This is a genomic window from Stappia indica (assembly GCF_001696535.1).
Classification (GTDB): Bacteria; Pseudomonadota; Alphaproteobacteria; order Rhizobiales; family Stappiaceae; genus Stappia; species Stappia indica.
In genome coordinates this window covers 147,966-166,701 of sequence record NZ_MBQE01000003.1, presented here as the reverse complement: position 1 = coordinate 166,701, position 18,736 = coordinate 147,966, and the positions used below count along the sequence as shown (strand labels likewise).

The 18,736-nt window shown below is 68.4% G+C and carries 21 protein-coding genes; 8 read left to right on the top strand and 13 right to left on the bottom strand.

All coding sequences use genetic code 11. The features are described from left to right. Positions 1–38 precede the first annotated feature (38 nt). The 6 genes from BBX35_RS12115 (at position 39) to BBX35_RS12090 (ending at position 4,927) form a co-directional block, all read left to right on the top strand. On the top strand, positions 39–827 hold the full coding sequence (locus BBX35_RS12115) for an ABC transporter ATP-binding protein (RefSeq protein WP_067220356.1): 789 nt from the start codon (positions 39–41) through the stop codon (positions 825–827). Then, positions 820–1,545: an ABC transporter ATP-binding protein gene (locus BBX35_RS12110; protein WP_067220354.1), complete on the top strand. Its 726-nt coding sequence runs from the start codon at positions 820–822 to the stop codon at positions 1,543–1,545. Before BBX35_RS12115 ends, BBX35_RS12110 begins: the two co-directional genes overlap by 8 nt. Before the next feature lie 41 nt (positions 1,546–1,586). Further along, positions 1,587–2,570 (top strand): branched-chain amino acid ABC transporter permease, encoded by a 984-nt coding sequence (locus BBX35_RS12105; RefSeq protein ID WP_208979843.1) that lies wholly within the window; start codon positions 1,587–1,589, stop codon positions 2,568–2,570. Positions 2,571–2,577: 7 nt separating this feature from the next. After that, on the top strand, positions 2,578–3,636 hold the full coding sequence (locus tag BBX35_RS12100) for a branched-chain amino acid ABC transporter permease (protein ID WP_067220348.1): 1,059 nt from the start codon (positions 2,578–2,580) through the stop codon (positions 3,634–3,636). Further along, positions 3,633–4,457, top strand: coding sequence for an alpha/beta fold hydrolase (locus BBX35_RS12095; protein ID WP_067220347.1), 825 nt, complete (start codon positions 3,633–3,635; stop codon positions 4,455–4,457). Before BBX35_RS12100 ends, BBX35_RS12095 begins: the two co-directional genes overlap by 4 nt. Before the next feature lie 257 nt (positions 4,458–4,714). Then, positions 4,715–4,927, top strand: coding sequence for a cold-shock protein (locus BBX35_RS12090; protein WP_067220344.1), 213 nt, complete (start codon positions 4,715–4,717; stop codon positions 4,925–4,927). Positions 4,928–5,025: 98 nt separating this feature from the next. On the opposite strand, the gene BBX35_RS12085 is transcribed toward BBX35_RS12090, so the two are convergent. The 5 genes from BBX35_RS12085 to BBX35_RS12065 are packed head-to-tail and all read right to left on the bottom strand — an operon-like array spanning position 5,026 to position 8,699. Beyond that, entirely contained in the window at positions 5,026–5,394 is a 369-nt protein-coding gene (locus tag BBX35_RS12085) for a hotdog family protein (protein ID WP_067220343.1), read from the bottom strand. Then, a complete protein-coding gene (locus BBX35_RS12080) occupies positions 5,391–5,765 on the bottom strand; it encodes a MaoC/PaaZ C-terminal domain-containing protein (protein WP_067220341.1) in 375 nt (124 codons plus the stop codon). Before BBX35_RS12080 ends, BBX35_RS12085 begins: the two co-directional genes overlap by 4 nt. After that, positions 5,762–7,297 (bottom strand): AMP-binding protein, encoded by a 1,536-nt coding sequence (locus BBX35_RS12075; protein WP_083206249.1) that lies wholly within the window; start codon positions 7,295–7,297, stop codon positions 5,762–5,764. Before BBX35_RS12075 ends, BBX35_RS12080 begins: the two co-directional genes overlap by 4 nt. Continuing rightward, positions 7,297–8,103: an enoyl-CoA hydratase/isomerase family protein gene (locus BBX35_RS12070; protein WP_067220337.1), complete on the bottom strand. Its 807-nt coding sequence runs from the start codon at positions 8,101–8,103 to the stop codon at positions 7,297–7,299. The genes BBX35_RS12075 and BBX35_RS12070 overlap by 1 nt, the downstream gene beginning before the upstream one ends. Continuing rightward, the gene (locus BBX35_RS12065) at positions 8,100–8,699 is read right to left on the bottom strand and encodes a TetR/AcrR family transcriptional regulator (protein ID WP_067220334.1); all 600 of its coding nucleotides are present in this window, start codon (positions 8,697–8,699) and stop codon (positions 8,100–8,102) included. Before BBX35_RS12065 ends, BBX35_RS12070 begins: the two co-directional genes overlap by 4 nt. Before the next feature lie 729 nt (positions 8,700–9,428). Between BBX35_RS12065 and rirA the strand changes: the two genes are divergently transcribed. Next, complete coding sequence (rirA, locus tag BBX35_RS12060; protein ID WP_067221496.1) at positions 9,429–9,914, top strand: iron-responsive transcriptional regulator RirA; 486 nt, start codon at positions 9,429–9,431, stop codon at positions 9,912–9,914. A gap of 125 nt (positions 9,915–10,039) precedes the next feature. On the opposite strand, the gene BBX35_RS12055 is transcribed toward rirA, so the two are convergent. The 8 genes from BBX35_RS12055 to kynU all read right to left on the bottom strand — a co-directional run bounded on the left by BBX35_RS12055 (position 10,040) and on the right by kynU (position 17,719). After that, positions 10,040–11,239, bottom strand: coding sequence for an ABC transporter substrate-binding protein (locus BBX35_RS12055; RefSeq protein ID WP_067220332.1), 1,200 nt, complete (start codon positions 11,237–11,239; stop codon positions 10,040–10,042). Positions 11,240–11,426: 187 nt separating this feature from the next. Next, positions 11,427–12,410 carry a branched-chain amino acid ABC transporter permease gene (locus BBX35_RS12050; protein ID WP_067220330.1) on the bottom strand — a complete coding sequence of 328 codons (984 nt, stop codon included), beginning with the start codon at positions 12,408–12,410 and terminating at the stop codon, positions 11,427–11,429. 14 nt (positions 12,411–12,424) lie between these two features. Then, positions 12,425–13,297: a branched-chain amino acid ABC transporter permease gene (locus BBX35_RS12045; protein ID WP_067220328.1), complete on the bottom strand. Its 873-nt coding sequence runs from the start codon at positions 13,295–13,297 to the stop codon at positions 12,425–12,427. Positions 13,298–13,302: 5 nt separating this feature from the next. Beyond that, positions 13,303–14,010, bottom strand: coding sequence for an ABC transporter ATP-binding protein (locus BBX35_RS12040; RefSeq protein WP_067220326.1), 708 nt, complete (start codon positions 14,008–14,010; stop codon positions 13,303–13,305). Next, positions 14,007–14,777 carry an ABC transporter ATP-binding protein gene (locus tag BBX35_RS12035; RefSeq protein WP_067220323.1) on the bottom strand — a complete coding sequence of 257 codons (771 nt, stop codon included), beginning with the start codon at positions 14,775–14,777 and terminating at the stop codon, positions 14,007–14,009. The genes BBX35_RS12040 and BBX35_RS12035 overlap by 4 nt, the downstream gene beginning before the upstream one ends. A gap of 95 nt (positions 14,778–14,872) precedes the next feature. Then, on the bottom strand, positions 14,873–15,502 hold the full coding sequence (gene kynB, locus BBX35_RS12030; protein WP_067220320.1) for an arylformamidase: 630 nt from the start codon (positions 15,500–15,502) through the stop codon (positions 14,873–14,875). 79 nt (positions 15,503–15,581) lie between these two features. Next, on the bottom strand, positions 15,582–16,439 hold the full coding sequence (kynA, locus tag BBX35_RS12025) for a tryptophan 2,3-dioxygenase (protein ID WP_067220317.1): 858 nt from the start codon (positions 16,437–16,439) through the stop codon (positions 15,582–15,584). Positions 16,440–16,456: 17 nt separating this feature from the next. Further along, positions 16,457–17,719 (bottom strand): kynureninase, encoded by a 1,263-nt coding sequence (kynU, locus tag BBX35_RS12020; RefSeq protein ID WP_083206313.1) that lies wholly within the window; start codon positions 17,717–17,719, stop codon positions 16,457–16,459. 128 nt (positions 17,720–17,847) lie between these two features. On the opposite strand from kynU, the gene BBX35_RS12015 reads away from it, so the two are divergent. Next, a complete protein-coding gene (locus tag BBX35_RS12015) occupies positions 17,848–18,555 on the top strand; it encodes a GntR family transcriptional regulator (RefSeq protein ID WP_067220315.1) in 708 nt (235 codons plus the stop codon). Positions 18,556–18,736 lie beyond the last annotated feature (181 nt).

Genomic DNA, 18,736 nt, shown 5'->3' with positions numbered 1-18,736 from the left:
CGAGCCTTTCCCGCGCCCTTTCCCGGAGCCGAGCCCTCATGCGCGAACCGCCCGTTCTTGCGACCGAGGACCTGACGATCCGCTTCGGCGGCCATGTCGCGGTCGACGCGGTGACCTGCGCCTTCGAGCGCGGCACGCTGACCGCCATCGTCGGACCGAACGGCGCCGGCAAGACCACCTATTTCAACCTCGTCTCGGGCCAGCTGAAGGCCAGCGCCGGCAGGGTTCGGCTCAACGGCGAGGACATCACCCGCCTTGGCGTTGCCGATCGCTGCGAGCGCGGCATCGGCCGGGCGTTCCAGCTGACCAACCTGTTTCCCAGCCTCAGCGTGCGCGAGAACGTGCGGCTGGTGGCGCAATCGCGCGCGCGGCGCGGCTTCGACCTGTTCTCGCGGGCAAGCTCGCATGTGGAACTGATCGAGCGGGCCGAGCACGTGCTGGCCGAGGTCCGGCTTGCCGACAAGCGCGACGTCACCGTCTCCGCCCTGCCGCATGGCGACCAGCGCAAGCTGGAGGTAGCCCTGATGATCGCGCTCGGCGCGCAGGTGCTGATGTTCGACGAGCCGACCGCCGGCATGAGCGTCGACGAGGTGCCGGTGATCCTCGACCTGATCCGGGAGCTGAAGGCCGACAAGGACCGCACGATCCTCCTGGTCGAGCACAAGATGGACGTGATCCGCACCCTGGCTGACCGCATCGTCGTGCTGCACAACGGCGCGCTGGTCGCCGACGGCGAGCCGGGCGAGGTGATGCGCTCGGCCATCGTGCAGGAAGCCTATCTCGGCAAGGCGCCGGAAACGGCTGCAACGGAGACAGCTCATGGCTGATGCGCTGCTGACGCTGGAGGGCGTCCACACCCATATCGGCCCCTATCACATCCTGCATGAGGTGAGCTTCGCGGTGCCGCGCGGCGGGGTGACCATGCTGCTGGGGCGCAACGGCGCCGGCAAGTCGACGACGCTGCGCACCATCATGGGCCTGTGGAAGGCGAGCCGGGGCACCATCACGTTCGACGGGCGGCAGATCCAGGCACTGGCAACCCCCGACATCGCCCGCGCCGGCATCGCCTATGTGCCGGAGAACATGGGCATCTTCGCCGACCTGACGGTGGCGGAGAACATGCGCCTTGCCGCCACGAGCGGGCCGTTCGACGAAAAGCGCCTTGCCTGGATCAAGGAGCTGTTTCCGCCCATCGGCACGTTCTGGGACAAGGCCGCCGGCACGCTGTCGGGCGGGCAGAAGCAGATGCTCTCGGTCGCCCGGGCGATCATCGAACCGCGCCGGCTGATCCTGATCGACGAACCGAGCAAGGGCCTGGCGCCGGCGATCATCGGTGCGATGACGGCAGCGCTGAAAGAGTTGAAGGACACCGACACCACGATCCTGCTGGTGGAGCAGAACTTCGCCATGGCCTCGGCGCTCGGCGACACGGTGGCGGTGATGGATGACGGGCGCATCGTCCATGCGGGCGCGATGGCGGAGCTTGCCGCCGACGCGTCGCTGCAGGAGAAGCTGATGGGCCTCAGCCTGGAGGTGCACCAGTGAGCGAAACCGCGATCCGCCCCCGCCTGGTGGGGCCGACGGCGATGGAACGGCTCGGCAAGGCGGCACCGCTGCTGCTGGCGCCGGTGCTGGCGCTCGCCGGGCTTGTCGCCGTCGGCGATCCGTCCGTGTGGCTGACGCTGACGGTCGCCGGGCTCGCCATGGGGCTGATGATCTTCATCATGGCCTCGGGGCTCACCGTCGTCTTCGGCCTGATGGACGTGATCAATTTCGGCCATGGCGCCTTCGTCTCGGTCGGCGCCTTCGTCGGCTTCACGGTGCTCGCCTGGCTGTCCGGCTGGACGCAGAACCCGGCCGTGGTGCTGAACCTTGCCGCCGTGTTCCTGGCGATCCTCGCCTCCATGGCGGTGACGGGCGCGCTCGGGCTCGCCTTCGAGCGGGTGATCGTCAAGCCGGTCTACGGCCACCACCTGAAGCAGATCCTCGTGACCATGGGCGGGCTGATCGTCGCCCAGCAGCTGATCCACGTGGTCTGGGGGCCGGACGCGATCCATGTCGCCCGCCCGCCCTCGCTGCAGGGCTCGTTCATCGTCGGCGAGGCGGCCATCGAGAAATACCGCATGCTGGCGGTGGCCATCGGGCTGGTGCTGTTCGTCGCCATGCGCCACGTGCTGCGGGCGACCAAGCTCGGCCTGCTGGTGCGGGCCGGGGTGGAAAACGGCGAGATGGTCGAGGCGCTCGGCTACCGGATCAACCGGCTGTTCCTGCTGGTGTTCATGGCAGGTTCCGCGCTCGCCGGCCTCGGCGGCATCATGTGGGGCCTCTATCAGGAGACGATCACCGCGCACATGGGCTCGGAGATCATGGTGCTGGTCTTCGTCGTGGTGATCATCGGCGGGCTCGGCTCCATCGAGGGCTGCTTCATCGGCGCGCTGCTGGTCGGTCTCCTGTCCAACTACATGGCGTTCCTGGCGCCCAAGGTGGCGCTGGTCTCCACCATCGCGCTGATGGTCGGCGTGCTGATGTGGCGGCCGCAGGGCCTCTACCCCGTGGTCAAGGCAAAGTAGGCGCAAGATGATCGACACCCTCCTTTCCGGCGACCGCCCGCACAGCCGGCCGCTGGCGCTGTTGCTGATCGGAATCGGCCTCTGCCTTGCCTTCGCGCCGTTCCTGTTTCCCGGCACCAAGCCGCTCGATACGGCCGCGCGCATCTGCATCTTCATCGTGCTGGTGGCGAGCTACGACCTGCTGCTCGGCTATACCGGCATCGTCTCCTTCGCCCACACGATGTTCTTCGGCATCGGCGCCTATGGCGTGGCGCTGGCGCTCGGCAGTCTCGGGGCCTCGTTCGGGGCGATCCTCGTCGGCGTGCTGGCCGGAACGGCGCTGTCCTGCGCGCTGGCGCTCGCCATCGGCCTGTTCTCCTTGCGGGTGAAGGCGATCTTTTTCGCCATGGTGACGCTGGCGGTCGCCAGCGCCTTCGCCGTGCTGGTCTCGCAGCTCTCCTTCCTCACCGGCGGCGAGGACGGGTTGACCTACCGGATCCCGCGCGAGCTGACGCCGGCCTTCCGCCTGACCGACATGCGGATCTTCGACGTGCGGATCGACGGACGGCTGCTTGCCTATTACCTCGTCTTCTTCAGCGCCCTTGTGCTGTTCCTCGTGATGCTGCGCATCGTCAACTCGCCCTTCGGCTCCACGCTGAAGGCCGTGCGCGACAATGCCTTCCGCGCCGAGGCGATCGGCTACCGGGTGGTGCTCTACCGCACGACGGCGACGGTGCTCTCCGCCGCCATGGCGAGCCTTGCCGGCGCGCTGCTCGCGATCTGGATCCGCTACACGGGACCGGCGACGACCCTGTCCATGGAGATCATGATCGACATCCTGTTGATGGTGGTGATCGGCGGCATGGGCACGATGTACGGGGCGGTGATCGGCGCGAGCCTGTTCATCCTCGCCCAGACCTATCTGCAGAGCCTGATGGCCAGCGCCGAAGCGGCAACGCGCGGCCTGCCGCTGCTGCCCGACCTGGTGGCGCCGGAACGCTGGCTGCTGTGGCTCGGCACGCTGTTCATCCTGTCGGTCTATTTCTTTCCGGACGGCATCGTCGGCCGGCTGAGGAACCGCGGATGAGCAGGCTGCATCTGCACCGGGCCGGCCGGCGCCGACCGGGCGTGCCCGTCCTGATCCTGCTGCACGGCTGGTCCTGCCATGGCGGCTTCTTCGCGCCGCAGCTGGAGGCCCTTGGCGGCCTCACCGAAGTGATCGCCCCGGACCTGCCCGGCCACGGCAAGACCGCCGACGCGGTGACGCCCCGCATCGAGGCGGGTGCGGATGCTCTCGCCGCCCTGATGCAGGAAGAGGGCATCGCGGAGGCGGTGCTGGTCGGCTGGTCGATGGGCGCGCTGGTCGCCTGGTCGATGATCGAGCGCCACGGCAGCGACCGGCTGGCCGCGCTGGTGGTGGAGGACATGGCGCCGCGGGTGATCAACGGGCCGGACTGGACGCTGGGCACGCTGAACGGGCTCGACGGGCCGCGCAACGCGGTGTTCCTCAAGGCCATCGAGAGCCAGTGGCCGCTGCTGGCGCCGGCAACCGCCCGGCGGAGCTTCGCGCTGGACGCACGAAAGGAGCTGGTCGAGTTCGCCGAGAGGGAGATGCGCAAGGCGAGCCCGCGGCTGCTCGCCGCCATGTGGCGCTCGCTGACGATCCAGGATTTCCGCCCGCTGACGCCGCACATCGACGTGCCCGTGGTGCTGGCGCGGGGCGCGCGCAGCCAGCTCTACAGCCTCGCCGCCGCCGAGTGGCAGGCGGCGCACCTGCCCCATGCCCGCATCGAGACCTTCGCGCAGTCCGGCCACTCGCCGCATCTGGAGGAAGCAAGCAGGTTCAATGACATGCTGGCGGGCCTGATCGAGCGCCGGGGACGCGCGCAAGGCGCTGCAAACGCATGACGAACCGCTGCGGACGCTGCGGCGGCGCTTGCCGGTCTCAGGGTTTTCGCATACACTTCGCCCGGTCGGTTTTCGGACCGGCCCCAGCGGGCTTGAAAATTCGAACCCGGTTAAGAAAGTTTCGGTATGCGGCGCTTCCTGGTCCAGTCGACCGGTTCTGTCGAACAGAACTGCCTTTCCCGTTTCTGAATGCCACGCTCGCGCAAGCAAGCGCGCTTACTTGCGCTTAACTATCGACACGGGACAGGAGTTCTCCCATGCGCCAGACCGGCACCCTGAAGTTCTTCAACCATGATCGTGGCTTCGGCTTCGTGACCCCGGCCGAGGGCGGCAAGGACGTGTTCGTCCACATCACCGCCTTCGAGCGTTCGGGCCTGGCCGTGCCGGCCGAGGGCACCACGCTCACCTTCGTGACTGAGGAAGACCGTCGCGGTCGCGGCCTCCAGGCCGCCCAGCTCGAGCTCGCCTAACGACGAGACGGGCCGTTCCGCGAGGAACCGGTTTTGACGCCGCCGGCACCGCCGGCGGCGTTTTTCGTTTCAGCCGTCCGAACGCAGGCGAGCCCTGCTCAGGCGGCAACCGCGTCCTCGACATAGACCAGCGCGCGGCCCTCGCACACGCGCCGCCCGTCCTCGCCGAGGCACACGGTCTCAAGGTCGACGAGGTGCTTTTCCGGGCGCAGGCGCGTGATCGTGACGCGTGCCGTCAGCGTCTCGCCGAAGCGCGCGGGCGAGAGGAACCGCATCTCCTGCTTCAGGTAGTTGGTGCCGAAGCCCGGCAGCCGGACGCCGAGCAGATAGGAGAAGAGCCCGCCGATCAGCGGCTGCGGCACCGCCTCGGGGAGCGCATCCATGCCGGCAAGTCCGGCGAAGACGGCCGCATCCGATGCCGGGAAGCGGCGGCTCACCTCGGCGCTCTGTCCCACGTCCAGCTTCATCGTCCCGCCTCCAGCCTGCACTGCCCGACAAGCACGGGCGCCCCGTCGGCGACCCGCGAAACGGTGATGGCGACCTCGCCCGCCTCGCCCGGCGCGAAGGCGAGCTCCAGCTCCTCCTCCGCATAGGCGGGGTTGGGAAACATCAGCGCCTGCACCGCGTGGCGGTGCTCCGGATAGCGCTGCCGCAGCAGGGCCCAGAGGCGCGAATAGAGCAGCATGCCGTGCGACACGGTGCGCCCGAAGCGGGTGCGCGCCGAAAAGTCCGCATCGACATGGATGGGATTGTCGTCGCCCGAGAGTTCCGCGAAGGCGTCGAAATCCGCCTGTGTCGGCACCCAGCGCGCCGTCCAATGGTCCGTTGCCGTGGTCACCGGCTGCTCTCCCCATGCCGTGTCTTCAGGATGTGTTTCTGGACCTTGCCGGCGGCGGTGCGCGGCAGGTCGTCGACGACGCGGAAGCTGCGCGGCACCTTGTAGCCGGCGAGCCGCTCCCGGCACCAGGCGCCGAGCATGTCGATATCGATTTCCGCACCGGGGCGGGCGATCAGCCAGGCGGCACCGACCTCGCCCCACTTCTCGTCCGGAACGCCGATCACCACCGCGTCGAGCACATCCTCATGGGCGATGAGCACCCGCTCGACCTCGGCCGGATAGACGTTTTCGCCGCCGGAGATGTACATGTCCTTGATGCGGTCGACGATGTAGTAGTAGCCGTCGGCATCGCGGCGGGCGACATCGCCCGACAGCAGCCAGCCGCCCGGCGCGAAGGCCGCCTCGCTTGCCTGCGGATTGCCGAAATAGCCCGGCGTGACGCCGGGCCCGCGGATCTGCAATTCGCCCTCGCCTTCCCCTTCGACCACCTCGCCGGCGACGGAGACGAGACGCACCTCGGCGAGGATCTGCGCCTTGCCGACGGAGCCGATCTTGCGCGGCGCGTTCTCCGGATCGGACAGGAACACCGTCGGCCCGGTCTCGGTCATGCCCATGCCGTTGCACACGGTGACGCCGCGCGACAGATAGGTCTGAAGCAAGGGCGCGGGCATCGGCGCACCGCCGCAGCCGAGCGAGCGCAGGGCGGAAAAGTCCGTTTCGCCAAAGCCGGGCTCCAGCGCGATCGCCTGGTAGATCGCCGGCACGCCGAAGAAGGCGGTGAGCCGGCCGGCGCCGATCAGCTTCAGCACCGCTGCGGCATCGAACTTGCGCAGAACGATGCTCTCGCCGCCGGCGAGGAACAGCGGCAGGGTCATCAGGTTGATGCCGGCCGTGTGGAACAGCGGCAGGAAGTTGACCGTGCGATCGGTGCCGGCAAGACCGGTCGCCTGGGTGTAGTTGACGGCATTGGCCCAGGCCATTTCTGCGGTCTGGATCACCAGTTTCGGCGTGCCGGTGGTGCCGGAGGTGGCCAGCAGATACCAGGGGCGGGCAGCCTCGATCCGCGTATCGCCGAGCGGGGCCGAGGAAAGGTCTGCAGCAAGCTGATCAAGATGTGGCGCCTCGCCGCCGAGCAGGGCATCGGCGAACCCTACGAGATCCAGCGCGAGAGTGCCGGCGAGCGCCTGTGCGGTCGCGGCCGTCGCGCCGTCGTGCAACAACAGCCGCGCGCCGGAGGCGGCGACGACCGGAGCAAGCTCGGCCGGCGGCTGGCGCCAGTTGAGCGGCAGCAGCACGATGCCGGTCTTCTGTGCGGCGAAGAGCAGGACGAAGAAGTCCGCGTGATTGTGGCAGAGGACGGCGACACGCTCGCCGGCCGCAATGCCGCGGGCCAGCAGGGCGCGGGCGGTGCGGTTGGCCTTCGCCTCGACCTCGGCGAAAGTCAGCTGCACGCCGGTCTCGTGATCGGTGAAGGCGATGCGCGCGGGCGTCAGCTCGGCGCGCCTGGCCGCCATGTCGGTGACCCAGGACATCATCGCCCTCCCCTCCCGGCTGTTGCCGGCGCCACGAAGGCCTGCATCCGCTCCCGCGTTTCGGGCCGCGCGATCAGCGCGAGGAAGCCGCGGAGCTCGCGCTCCAGCGCCCTGGAGACGAGAGCCCGGCGATCCTCGCTCCAGACATTGGCGCGGGTCATGGCAAGGGTGCCGGGGTCCATCCCGGCAAGGACCGCGAGCCGCGCATGCACGCGCTCTTCCAGCTCGGCCGGCGGACAGGTCTCGCTCGCAAGCCCAAGGCGCAGGCAGTCGGCGGCCGTGAGGCGCCGGTTGAGATATTGCACCTCCAGCGCCCGCGCGGTGCCGATGCGCTCCGGCAGCAGCGCCGTCCAGCCGCCATCCGGCGCAAAGCCCATCTGCGCATAATAGGGCTGGAGAAACGCCTCCTCGCTCATCACCACCATGTCGGCGGCCAGCATCAGCCCAGCCGAGCCGCCGGTGACAGGACCGTTCACGGCGGCAATCACCGGCATCGGAAAATCGAGAAGGTCGAGGACCGCCGCATTGAGCGCGCCGACGATCTCGCGCGCGAAGTGCAGCAGGTCGCTGCTGTCCCGGGAGAGCGCGGCAAAGCGGGCGACATCGCCGCCGGCGGAAAAGGCCCGGCCGCGGCCGGTCAGCACCAGCGCGGCGGCCCCTGCCTGCCGCGCCTCCTCGATCCGCGCGCGCAAGGCGGCGAGCAGCTCCGGCACCAGCGCATTGCCGCGCCCCGGTCGGTCGAGCGTCAGCCACGCGGCGCCCTCCCGCCAGTCGAGATGCACGGCACCGTCGGCGGCAGCACTCATTCGCCCGCCCCCTTGCCGGCGTCGACCTTGAGGCCGTTCTCGATAAGGTCGTGGGCGACATCGACCATGGTGTCGACCGGGATGTCGCCGCCGAACACCACCTGGAACTCGCCGAGCGAGCGGGCGATGCCCATCAGCGTCCAGGCGCGGATCTCGGCGTCGCCGGGACGGATCGTGCCGCTGCTCGCCGCCCGCTCCAGCCCCTCGCGATAGCCTTCGGCGAAGGTGCGGAAGTAGGCGAGATAGGCGTCGCGGTCGACGAACTGCGCCTCCTGGACGATGCGGTAGAGCTCGGGATGGGCGGAGACGAAGGCGAGGAAGGCGCGCAGGCCCTCGCGCTCGGCCTGCAGGCGGTCGGTGTAGCCCGATGTCGCCTCGCTGATCGCATGGCGCAGCATGCGGCCCATTTCGGCGACGAGCTCGGAGAAGACCTCGTCCTTGCTGGCGAAATAGATGTAGAACGTGCCCTGCGCGACGCCGGCCTCGCGGGTGATGGAGCCGATGGAAGCCTCGTTGAAGCCCTGGCGGCCGATGACCCGCTCGGCCGCCTCGAGGATCGCCCGCCGGGTGGCCGCACCACGCGCGGTTTTCGGCATGCCGGAGGCGGCATCCTCGCCGCCCGCGACAACGGCACTTGCGGGATCGGCTCCCCTAGCGTCATTCTTGGGTACGCGTGGCCTGGCGCCACCTGCCCCGCCCGGCGCCTTGCGTCCGCGCGCGGCGGTGCCGCGGCCTGTGGCCCGCCCTGCGCCCCTGCCCGTTTCCGCTTCGCCCACGACGTCTCCCCCGCATAATATGAATTATGAATCACTATTCATGTTCCGAGGGAGAGTTTCAAGCGCAAAGCAGGGGTATGGGCGGTGTTGGCGGATGCGCTCCGGCAGGAAAGGCAGGGGCGGCGGCTCGCCGGTCCCGGGTCGCGCTTCGCTTGCCCGGGACGACGAAAGGAGGGGTTGGGGCGTGGAACGGGAGAAACACCCCTCCGACGCCCCCCCCCGCACGCAGGATGTCATCCCGGTTTCGGCAAAGCCGAAGACCGGGAACCAGTAACCCCGAATGGTAGTGTTCAGGCCGTGGAGCTGCCGCCGGACCGCCGGTGGCGGCTGGCTTCGCGCCATCACCCGACCCGGCGGATACTGGACGCCTGCCTGCGCAGGCGTGACAGCCTTGGGGATGGCAATGCGTTCCCGTCTCACCCCGATCTGCCCCCGCGCGACCCCGATCCGACGTAGCGGCAAGAAGGCGTCATCAAAGTTGACTTTCCACGTCAAGTTTTTCCATCAAAGCCGTTGACGTTCCCGTTCCGGCACCGCATATCTATGCACATGCGCCTGACCCAGCAGACCAACTACGCCGTCCGCACGCTCATCTACTGTGCGGCAAATCCCGGATCCCCGAGCCGTGTCGCGGATATCGCGGCCAGCTTCGAGATGTCGGAGACGCATCTCTTCAAGATCCTGAAGGTTCTTGTCGACGGCGGCTTCGTGCGCACCCTGCGCGGCCGCAACGGCGGCATCCTGCTCGCGCGACCGGCGGCGGAAATTTCCGTCGGCGAGGTGGTGCGCGCAGCCGAAGAAAGCTTCCTGCTAGCGGAGTGCTTCGAATCGGGCCGCAAGGACTGCCCGCTGATCACCTCCTGCGGCTTCAACGGATTGCTGCACGAGGCGCTCGAAGCCTTCATGACGGTGCTCGATTCCCACACCATCGCCGAGCTGGCCGAGGACCGCACCGAGATCCGCTTCCTGCTGAAGATGGACGGCGAGATCGCCGCCTCCGGCAAGATGGCGAGCCTGCAGGGCGCCGGCGCCTGAGGCGCGAAACAGTTTTATGACCGCGACATGAAAACGGCGGCCCCTCGCAGGGCCGCCGTTTCGCGTTTCCGCTCCCCGCCAAGGGGAGGATCCGGCCGGGACGCGAACGCCCCGGCCGCGAAGGCTTACTTCATTTCCGAGACGACCTCGAAGCCGGTGCCCGACACCTTGAACAGGGCATAGGCACCCGGAACGTCGCCGGCCTCGTCAAAATTGTGGTCGCCGGCCGCGCCCTTGTAGTCGATGGCCTTGCCGGCTGCGATCAGCTCCTTGGCCTTGGCCCACTCGCCCGGCAGGATCGGCTCGCCTTCGCCGTTGGAGATCTCGCGCAGGGACGCGGCCACCTTGGCCTTGTCGCCGCCCGCCTTCTCGATGGCGAGCGCCAGCATGAAGGCCGCATCGTAGGAGGTGGTCACGAAGATCGCGCTCGGATCGCCGCCGACGTCGGAGAAGGCCTTGCTGAAGGCATCGAGCGACGTGGACTTCTCGCCGACCGGGGCCGAGGCGAGGAAGGTCTCCAGGTTCTCGGCACCGAGCTCCTTGATCGGGGCGTCGGACTTCATGCCGTCGGCGCCGATGAAGTTCTCGAAGAAGCCGTTCTCGAGCGCCTGGCGCAGCATGGTGAGGCCCGAGCCGTCGCCGTAGTCGAGGATGACCAGCGTATCGGCGCCGCCGGAGGCGAGCTCCGCAAGGTTCGAGCGGTAGGAGGCCTTCTCGCCCTCATGCGCGGCGAAACCGGCGATCTCGCCGCCCTTCTCCTCGAACTCGGCGCGGAACGACTCGGCAAGACCCTTGCCGTAATCGTTGTTGAGATAGGCGACCGCCACCTTCTTGGTGCCGCGCTCCAGCAGGGTGCGGGCGAGCGCCCGGCCCTGGTAGTCGTCGGAGGGCACGGTGCGGAACACGGTGTCGTTGTCCTGCAGCGAGGTGATCTCCGGCGAGGTGCCCGACGGGGTGACGATGGCGATGCCGGCGGGGATCGTCACCGAGTTGGCGGCAGCGAGCACCGCGCCCGAGCAATGCGGGCCGACGATGGCGACGACGCCCTCGATGTTGACCGCCTTGGTGGCCGCGTCGGTGGCGTTCTGCGGGTTGCAGGCGCTGTCGCCGACCACGCCGACCAGCTTCTCGCCGCCGAGAATGCCGCCGGCATCGTTCACCTGCTTGATGGCGAGATTGGCGCTGTCGATCATCGCCGGCGCCATCGCCGCGATCGGACCGGAAACGCCGCCGAGCAGACCGATCTTCACGTCCGCATGGGCGGGCGCCGCAAGCGCCGTCGCTCCCAGGAGAGCCGCAGCCGCGGCGATACGGAACGTCCTCATGATAAACCTCCACCTTGTGGTTGTCCGGCCGATACGAACTCTCGCCGGCCGTTCTCTCTTGTCGCGGAGGCACTGTCCGCGGGCCAAACGGCCCTGCCCGGAACGGCGCCTTCCGCGCTTGCGGCAGCCGGACGCCCGGCTGCCAGGTGGCGGCAGTTTCAACCGAAACGCGCCGCCCTCACAAGCCTCAATCGGATGCCGCCGGGGGGCGTGCACCGGATGTCGCGGGATCCGGCCGGTGCGTGCGCTTCTGCGGCTCGGGCAGCAGTCCCTCGGGCCGGAAGCGCAGCACCACCTGCAGCATCAGCCCGATCAGGAAGACGCGCAGGTACTTGGCCTTCACGGCATATTCGTGCGGCAGACGGTCGGTGACGATCTCCGACATGGACCAGATGATCCAGACCACCGCAACGCCGAGGATGGCGCCGCGATTGTTGCCCGACCCGCCGAGGATCAGCATGATCCAGACCAGGAAGGTCGCGACCATCGGATCAATCGCCTCGGGCGTGATCGTGCGGTTGAAATGAGCGAAGAGCGCACCGCCCAGCCCCATCAGCGCCGAACCGAAGATGAAGGCCTCGAGCCGCCGGTAGGGCACGTCCTTGCCCATGGCACGAGCGGCATCCTCGTTGTCGCGGATTGCGCGCATCATCCGGCCCCAGGGCGAGGCGAACTGCCGCTCGACCAGGAGGTAAGCGGCCAGCAGCACGCCCAAGACGATGGCGAGATAGGCCAGCTGCGACATGGTGTAGGCGAGATCGCCGAAGGGACGCGGGATGTTGGTGATGCCGCGCGCGGCGTTGGTCAGCCAGCCTTCCGACTTGACGACCAGACGGATGATCTCGGCGACGCCGATGGTGGCGATGGCCAGATAATCGGAGCGCAGGCGCAGACAGATCTTGCCGATGGGCCAGGCGATCAGCCCGGCGGCCACCATCGCCCCCAGCCAACCGACCGGCACCGGCAGGCCGAAGCCGCCGACGCGCCCCTCCACGAAGGGCGTGGTCAGGATCGCCGAGGTATAGGCGCCGACGGCGAAGAAGCCGGCAATGCCCGCGTTGAAGAGGCCGGTATAGCCCCACTGGATGTTCAGCCCCAGCGCCAGCAGCGCATAGATGCCGATGAAGATCGCCATGAAGACGGCGTAGTTGACGAAGCCGAGCCATTCCATTGCGCGCGACCTCCTTACAGGACCTTGCCCTTGAGCAGGCCGGTCGGCCGCACAAGGAGCATCAACAGCAGGATGGCGAAGGCGGTGGCCGCCTTGTACTCGGTCGGCAGGAACAGGGCCGACATCTCCTCGGCGATGCCGACGATCAGCCCGCCGAGCACCGCGCCCTCGACCCGGCCGACACCGCCGAGGATCGCCGCGGCGAACATCGGCAGCAGCATGGTCCAGCCCATCAGCGCCTTCAGCTCGTAATTGAGGCCGAGGAACACGCCGGCTGCCGCACACAGGCCGCCGACGATCGTCCAGGTGAGCAGGACGACCTTGCGGTTGTCGACGCCCGACAGCAGCGCCAGGTCCGGATTGTCGGACATGGCCCGCATGGCCTTGCCCCACTTGCTGTATTTCAGGAAGAGCTGGAGCGCGGCGACCAGGCCGATCATCGCCAGCACGGTGACGATCTCGCGGTCGCGGATGCGGATGCCGAACCAGTTTTCCGGGCGCACGATGCCGCGGGTGTATGTCTCGGAGTCTACGCCCCAGACGATCTGCACCACCGCGCGCACCATCAGGGCGACGCCGAGCGAGGCCATCACCGTGACGATCTTCGGCCGCTCGCGCAGATAGGCGTAGAAGGTCCTGTCTATGCCGACGGCGACCGCCGCCGTCACCGCCATCGCGACCGGCAGCGCCACGTAAGGCGAGACGCCGCCCAGCGTGACGACGCCCAGCGCCAGGAAGGCACCGAAGGTGGCAAGGTCGCCATGGGCGAGATGCGCGTAGCGCAGGATCGCGAAGACCAGCGTGATGCCGACCGCGCCGAGCGCATAGATCGAGCCGACGACGATGCCCGGCACCAGATAGAAGTTGATCAGTTCCATCGCATCCATGGCGGTCAGCCTCCCAGGAACATGGCGGCGACATCCTCGTCGGCGAGGAGCTCGGCGCCCGTCCCCTCGTGACGGTTGGCGCCGGAGGCGAGCACGTAGCCGCGGTCGGCGAAGGCCAGCGCCTGCTTGGCGTGCTGCTCGACCAGCAGGATGGTCACCCCGGTGTCGCGCACGTCGCGGCAGATCTGGAAGATCTGCTCCATGTATTTCGGCGAAAGCCCCGCCGTCGGCTCGTCGAGCAGCAGCAGCTTGGGCTCCAGCATCAGGGCGCGGCCCATGGCGACCATCTGGCGCTGGCCGCCGGACAGGTTGCCGGCGAGCGCCTTGCGCCGCTCCTTCAGGTCCGGGAACAGGGCATAGACCCGGTCATAGGCGGCCGACAGGTCGCCGGAGCGCAGGAAGGCGCCCATCTCCAGGTTCTCGTGCACCGTCATCTCGCGGAAGACGTTGTTGACCTGCGGCACGTAGCAGACGCCCGCCTCGACGATGCGGTTGGGCTCCAGGCCGGTGATGTCGGCGCCGTCGACGCGGATCGAGCCGCCGCGCACATGCAGCAGGCCGAAGATCGCCTTCATCGCCGTCGACTTGCCGGCGCCGTTCGGGCCGACGATGACGACGATCTCGGAATTCGCCGCGCGCAGGGTCACGCCCTGCAGGATGTCGGCCTCGCCATAGCCGCCGACGACATCGCGCATGTCGAGAATGTCGCTCATGCGGCGTCTCCCACGGTCTCACCCAGATAGGCTTCGAGCACCCGCGGATCGGAGCGCACGGTGGCGAAATCGCCCTGGATCAGCACGCGCCCCTCGGCCATGCAGATGACCGGATCGCAGAGCTTCTCGATCATCTCCATGTCGTGCTCGATGAGGACGAAGGTGTAGCCGCGCTCGCGGTTGAGAATGGCGATCTTCTCCTCCAGCTTGCGCAAAAGGGTACGGTTGACGCCGGCGGCGGGCTCGTCGAGCAGCACCAGCTTGGCATCCGTCATCATGGTGCGGCCGAGCTCCAGCAGCTTCTTCTGGCCGCCCGACAGGTTGCCGGCGCGCTCGTCCGACACATGGGAGAGCTCCAGGAAGGCGAGCGTCTCGACCGCTCTAGCCCGCACACGCTCCTCGTCGGCGCGCACCCGCCCCGGCGACAGCCAGTTGGCCAGGAGCCCCTCGCCCGACTGGCGCGGCGGCACCATCATCAGGTTCTCCAGCGCGGTCAGCCGGTGAAACTCGTGCGGGATCTGGAAGGTGCGCACGAGGCCGAGATGGAACCGCTTGTCGGTGGAAAGATCCGTGACGTCGCGCCCGAGATAGCGGATGCGCCCGGAGGTCGGCGGAAAGGCGCCGGCCACCAGGTTGAACATCGTCGTCTTGCCGGCGCCGTTCGGGCCGATCAAGCCGGTGATCGTTCCCTCGCGCACGGAGAAACTGCAGCCGTCGACGGCCCGGAAGCCGCCATAGGTCATCACGAGGTCCTCGACCTCAAGCATCGTGTCCTGTCCGCTCATCGTACCCTCGCCGGGACCTCCCCGGTCCGATGTGGCGGCCTTTCCGGCCGCTCTCCCTGCCGGTGGCATTGTGCGCGCTAAAGGCGCCGCAACAGGGCGCGCACCGGCGCCGCGTCCAGCCCTTCTAGCTTCAATGGCGGGGCGATCAACTCATAATCCCCGGTTTCGACATGCCGTAGGGCGAGATTCTCCAGAATCCGCATGTCGTGACGCCGAAATGCCATATGCGCCGGCAGGTCCTTCGAGGTCTCGGGATCGACCGAAGGAACATCGACGCCGACGAGGCGCACGCCTCGGGAGGCAAGCAGCTCGACCGTCTCCGGGCTGAGCGCACGAAAGCCCTCGGGCCAGACCTGCGGGTCGAGCGCCTCGGCAAGGCGCAGCAGCACGCGCGGCGGGGTCCCCTCCAGATATCCCTCGATCTCTCCCGGCAGGCAGAGCGGTCCCTCCCCCCGCGCATCGATCACCCGCGCGGGACCGATGAAGTCCTCCAGCGGCAGGGCGTCGATGGAAGCGCCGTCCGCGTCGTAATGGAGCGGCGCATCGGCATGGGCGCCGCAATGGGTGGAAAGCGAGACGGAGGTGACGTTGACCGGGCAGCCGGGGCCGATGGCGAAGGTTCTCTCCACCCGGTAGGGCGCATCGCCCGGAAACACCGCAGCGCCAGGGCGCAGCGGCGGCGTGATGTCGATCAGTCCCGTCGGCATGAAGTCCTCCCCATGACCCCGTCCCCATCGGCCTCTCCCAAGGCCGGCCTTGTCCGATACGGCATATGGCGCGCCGTGCTCACATGTCGGCGCGGATCTCCCACAATTCGGGAAACAGCACCACTTCCAGCATGCGGCGCAGATACATGACGCCGGACGTGCCGCCGGTGCCGCGCTTGAAGCCGATGATGCGCTCCACGGTGGTGACGTGGTTGAAGCGCCAGCGGCGGAAATAGTCCTCGAAGTCGACCAGCTTCTCGGCAAGATCGTAGAGCGGCCAATGGCGGTGCGGGTCGCGGTAGACCTCCAGCCAGGCGCGCGCGACGCTGTCGTTGCGCTCGTAAGGCTGCGAGATGTCGCGGGCGAGATGCGCCTCGTCGATGGGCAGGCCCGAGCGGGCGAGCAGGCGGATCGCCTCGTCGTAGATGCTGGTGTCGCGGCGGATCTGGTCGAGCCAGTGGTGCACGCGCGGCACATGGGCGTGCGGGCGCATCATCGCCGCGTTCTTGTTGCCGGCAAGAAACTCGATGGCCCGGTACTGGTGCGACTGGAAGCCGGAGGACTGGCCGAGATCGCCGCGGAACAGGGTGTATTCCGAGGGCGTCATGGTGCGCAGGACCTGCCAGGCGCCGGTCAGCTGTTCGAAGATCCGCGAGACGCGGGTCAGCATCTTGAAGGCCGGCTGCAGGTCGTCGGCAGCAATGCGCCCCTTGGCCGCGGCCAGCTCGTGGATGGCGAGCTTCATCCACAGTTCCGAGGTCTGATGCTGGATGATGAACAGCATCTCGTCATGGGCCTCGGACAGCGGGTTCTGCGCCGTCAGGATGCGGTTGAGATTGAGATAGTCACCATAGGACATGCGACCGTCGAATTCCATCTCCGCGCCGTCCTCGGCCGGATCGAAAGGCCCGCTCGCATAAGGGCTGCGCGTTTCCATCTCTCCCCCCGTCCCCCTCATGTGACCTTGGCCCGCTTGTGGAATTCCGGCCGGTCCCAGGCCCGCGTTTCCATGATCTCCTGCAGGATGTCGCAAGCGGCCATCACGTCGGCATGGGAGAGGTAGAGCGGGGTGAAGCCGAAACGGACGACATCCGGCGCGCGGAAATCGCCGATGACGCCGCGGGCGATCAGCGCCTGCATCAGGGCATAGCCGTGCTCGAAACGGAACGAGACCTGGCTGCCGCGTGCCTGCGGATCGCGCGGGCTGGCGAGCTCCAAATCGGGACAGCGGCGCTCGACCTCGGCGCGGAACAGCTCGGACAGGGAGATCGACTTGGCGCGCAGCGCGGCCATGTCGACGCCCTCGAAGGCGGCGAGCGCCGCCTCCAGCGCCACCAGCGACAGGATCGGCGGCGTGCCGACCCGCATGCGGCCGATGCCGGTGTCGGCGCGGTAGTCGAGATCGAAGGCGAAGGGCGCGGCATGACCCATCCAGCCGGTCAGCGGCGGCGCGACATGATCGAGATGGCGCTGCGCGACATAGAGGAAGGCCGGGGCGCCGGGGCCGCCGTTCAGATACTTGTAGCCGCAGCCGACGGCGAAATCCGCACCGGCCGCGTCCAGCTCCACCGGCAGGGCACCGGCCGAGTGGGCAAGATCCCAGATGGTCAGCGCGCCGGCGGCATGGGCGATCGCGGTGATCGCCGCCATGTCGTGCAGGCGGCCGCTGCGGTAGTCGACCTGGGTCAGCATGACGACGGCGACATCCTCGCCGATGGCCGCCTCGACCTGTTCCGGCGCGACGATCTTCAACTCGTGCCCTTGGCCGAGCAGGTCGCGCAGACCCTGCGCCATGTAGAGGTCGGTCGGAAAGTTGCCGCTGTCGGAGAGGATCACCTTGCGGTCGGGGCGCAGCGCCAGTGCGGCGGCCAGCACCTTGAACACGTTGATCGAGGTGCTGTCGCAGGCCGTCACCTGTCCGGGCGCAGCGCCAATGATGCGGGCGATGCGGTCGCCGACGCGCTGCGGCAGGTCGATCCAGCCATGCTCGTTCCAGGCGCGGATGAGGCTCTCGCCCCACTCCTTCGTTACCGCCTCGGCAAGGCGGGCGGGCACGGACTTGGGCAGCACGCCGAGCGAATTGCCGTCGAGATAGAGCACGCCGTCCGGGATCGAGAAGAGCTCGCGCCGGTCCTTGAGCGGATCGTTGCGGTCGAGTGCGGCAATGTCGGGCGCCCCGTTCGGGGCTGCGCCGGTCGCGCGATGGCCTGTCGGCATGTCCATCTCCTGTCGTAGCGCGGGCGATCCTAACAGGGTGGACGGAGGGTGCCAAGAATTATATATAATCTGTCTGATTATATCGAAATGCCGCCGCGAGCCGTGTGCGGCGACGGACCCGGGAGCCGATGGCCAAGACCGAGGAAGCCTATGAGCGGCTGAAGGCCGACCTGCTGCGCAGCCGCATCGCGCCGGGCGCGCCGCTGGTCGTTGCCGGCCTGAAGGCGCGCTACGGCCTCGGCTGGACGCCGCTGCGCGAGGCGCTGTCGCGGCTGGAGGCGGAAGGGCTGGTGATCTCCGAGCGCAATCGCGGCTACCGGGTCGCGCCGGTCTCCGCCGCCGCGATCCGCGACCTGCAGCTCGCCCGGCGCACGGTGGAGGAAGCGCTGCTGGTGCGCTCCATCGAGGCAGGCGATGCCGACTGGGAAGCGCGCATCGTCGCCGCCCATCACCGCCTGTCGCTGACGCCCGCCCCGGAACCCGGCATCGACGATGCCGGCATGTCGCTGTGGGAGGAGCGGCACGATGCCTTCCACGCGGCGCTGCTGTCGGCCGGGCGCTCCGAGAGCCTCTCCCGCTTCCAGCAGCAGATCACCGAGCAGCTGCAGCGTCACCATCGCCACATGCTGTTCGACCCGCAGGCCCGCCATGGCCTGCCGCAGGCGGCGATGGCCGACTTCCGCGCCCTGGTGGAACGCACGCTCGGCCTTGCCCATCACACGGAGCTGATGGACGCGGCGCTGGCGCGCGACAGCGCCCGCGCGGTCGCCCTGCTCGTCGAGCACATCGGCTTTTCGCTGGCCGTCTACGCCTTCCTGTGGCCTGAAGACGCCTGAGGGGGACGCCAGAGGGGGGACGCGTGACGTCGCCCTGGCAGCCTTTCGAAAACGACAGCGATTTTCCCCTAACCGTCACCGGCTCCTGCAGCGGGTGACACGGGCCGCATCCCGACGCATGATCGCCACCGCGCGACGGGTTCGGGAGAGACCCGCGCGCACCGGCTGAATGCCGGCGGTT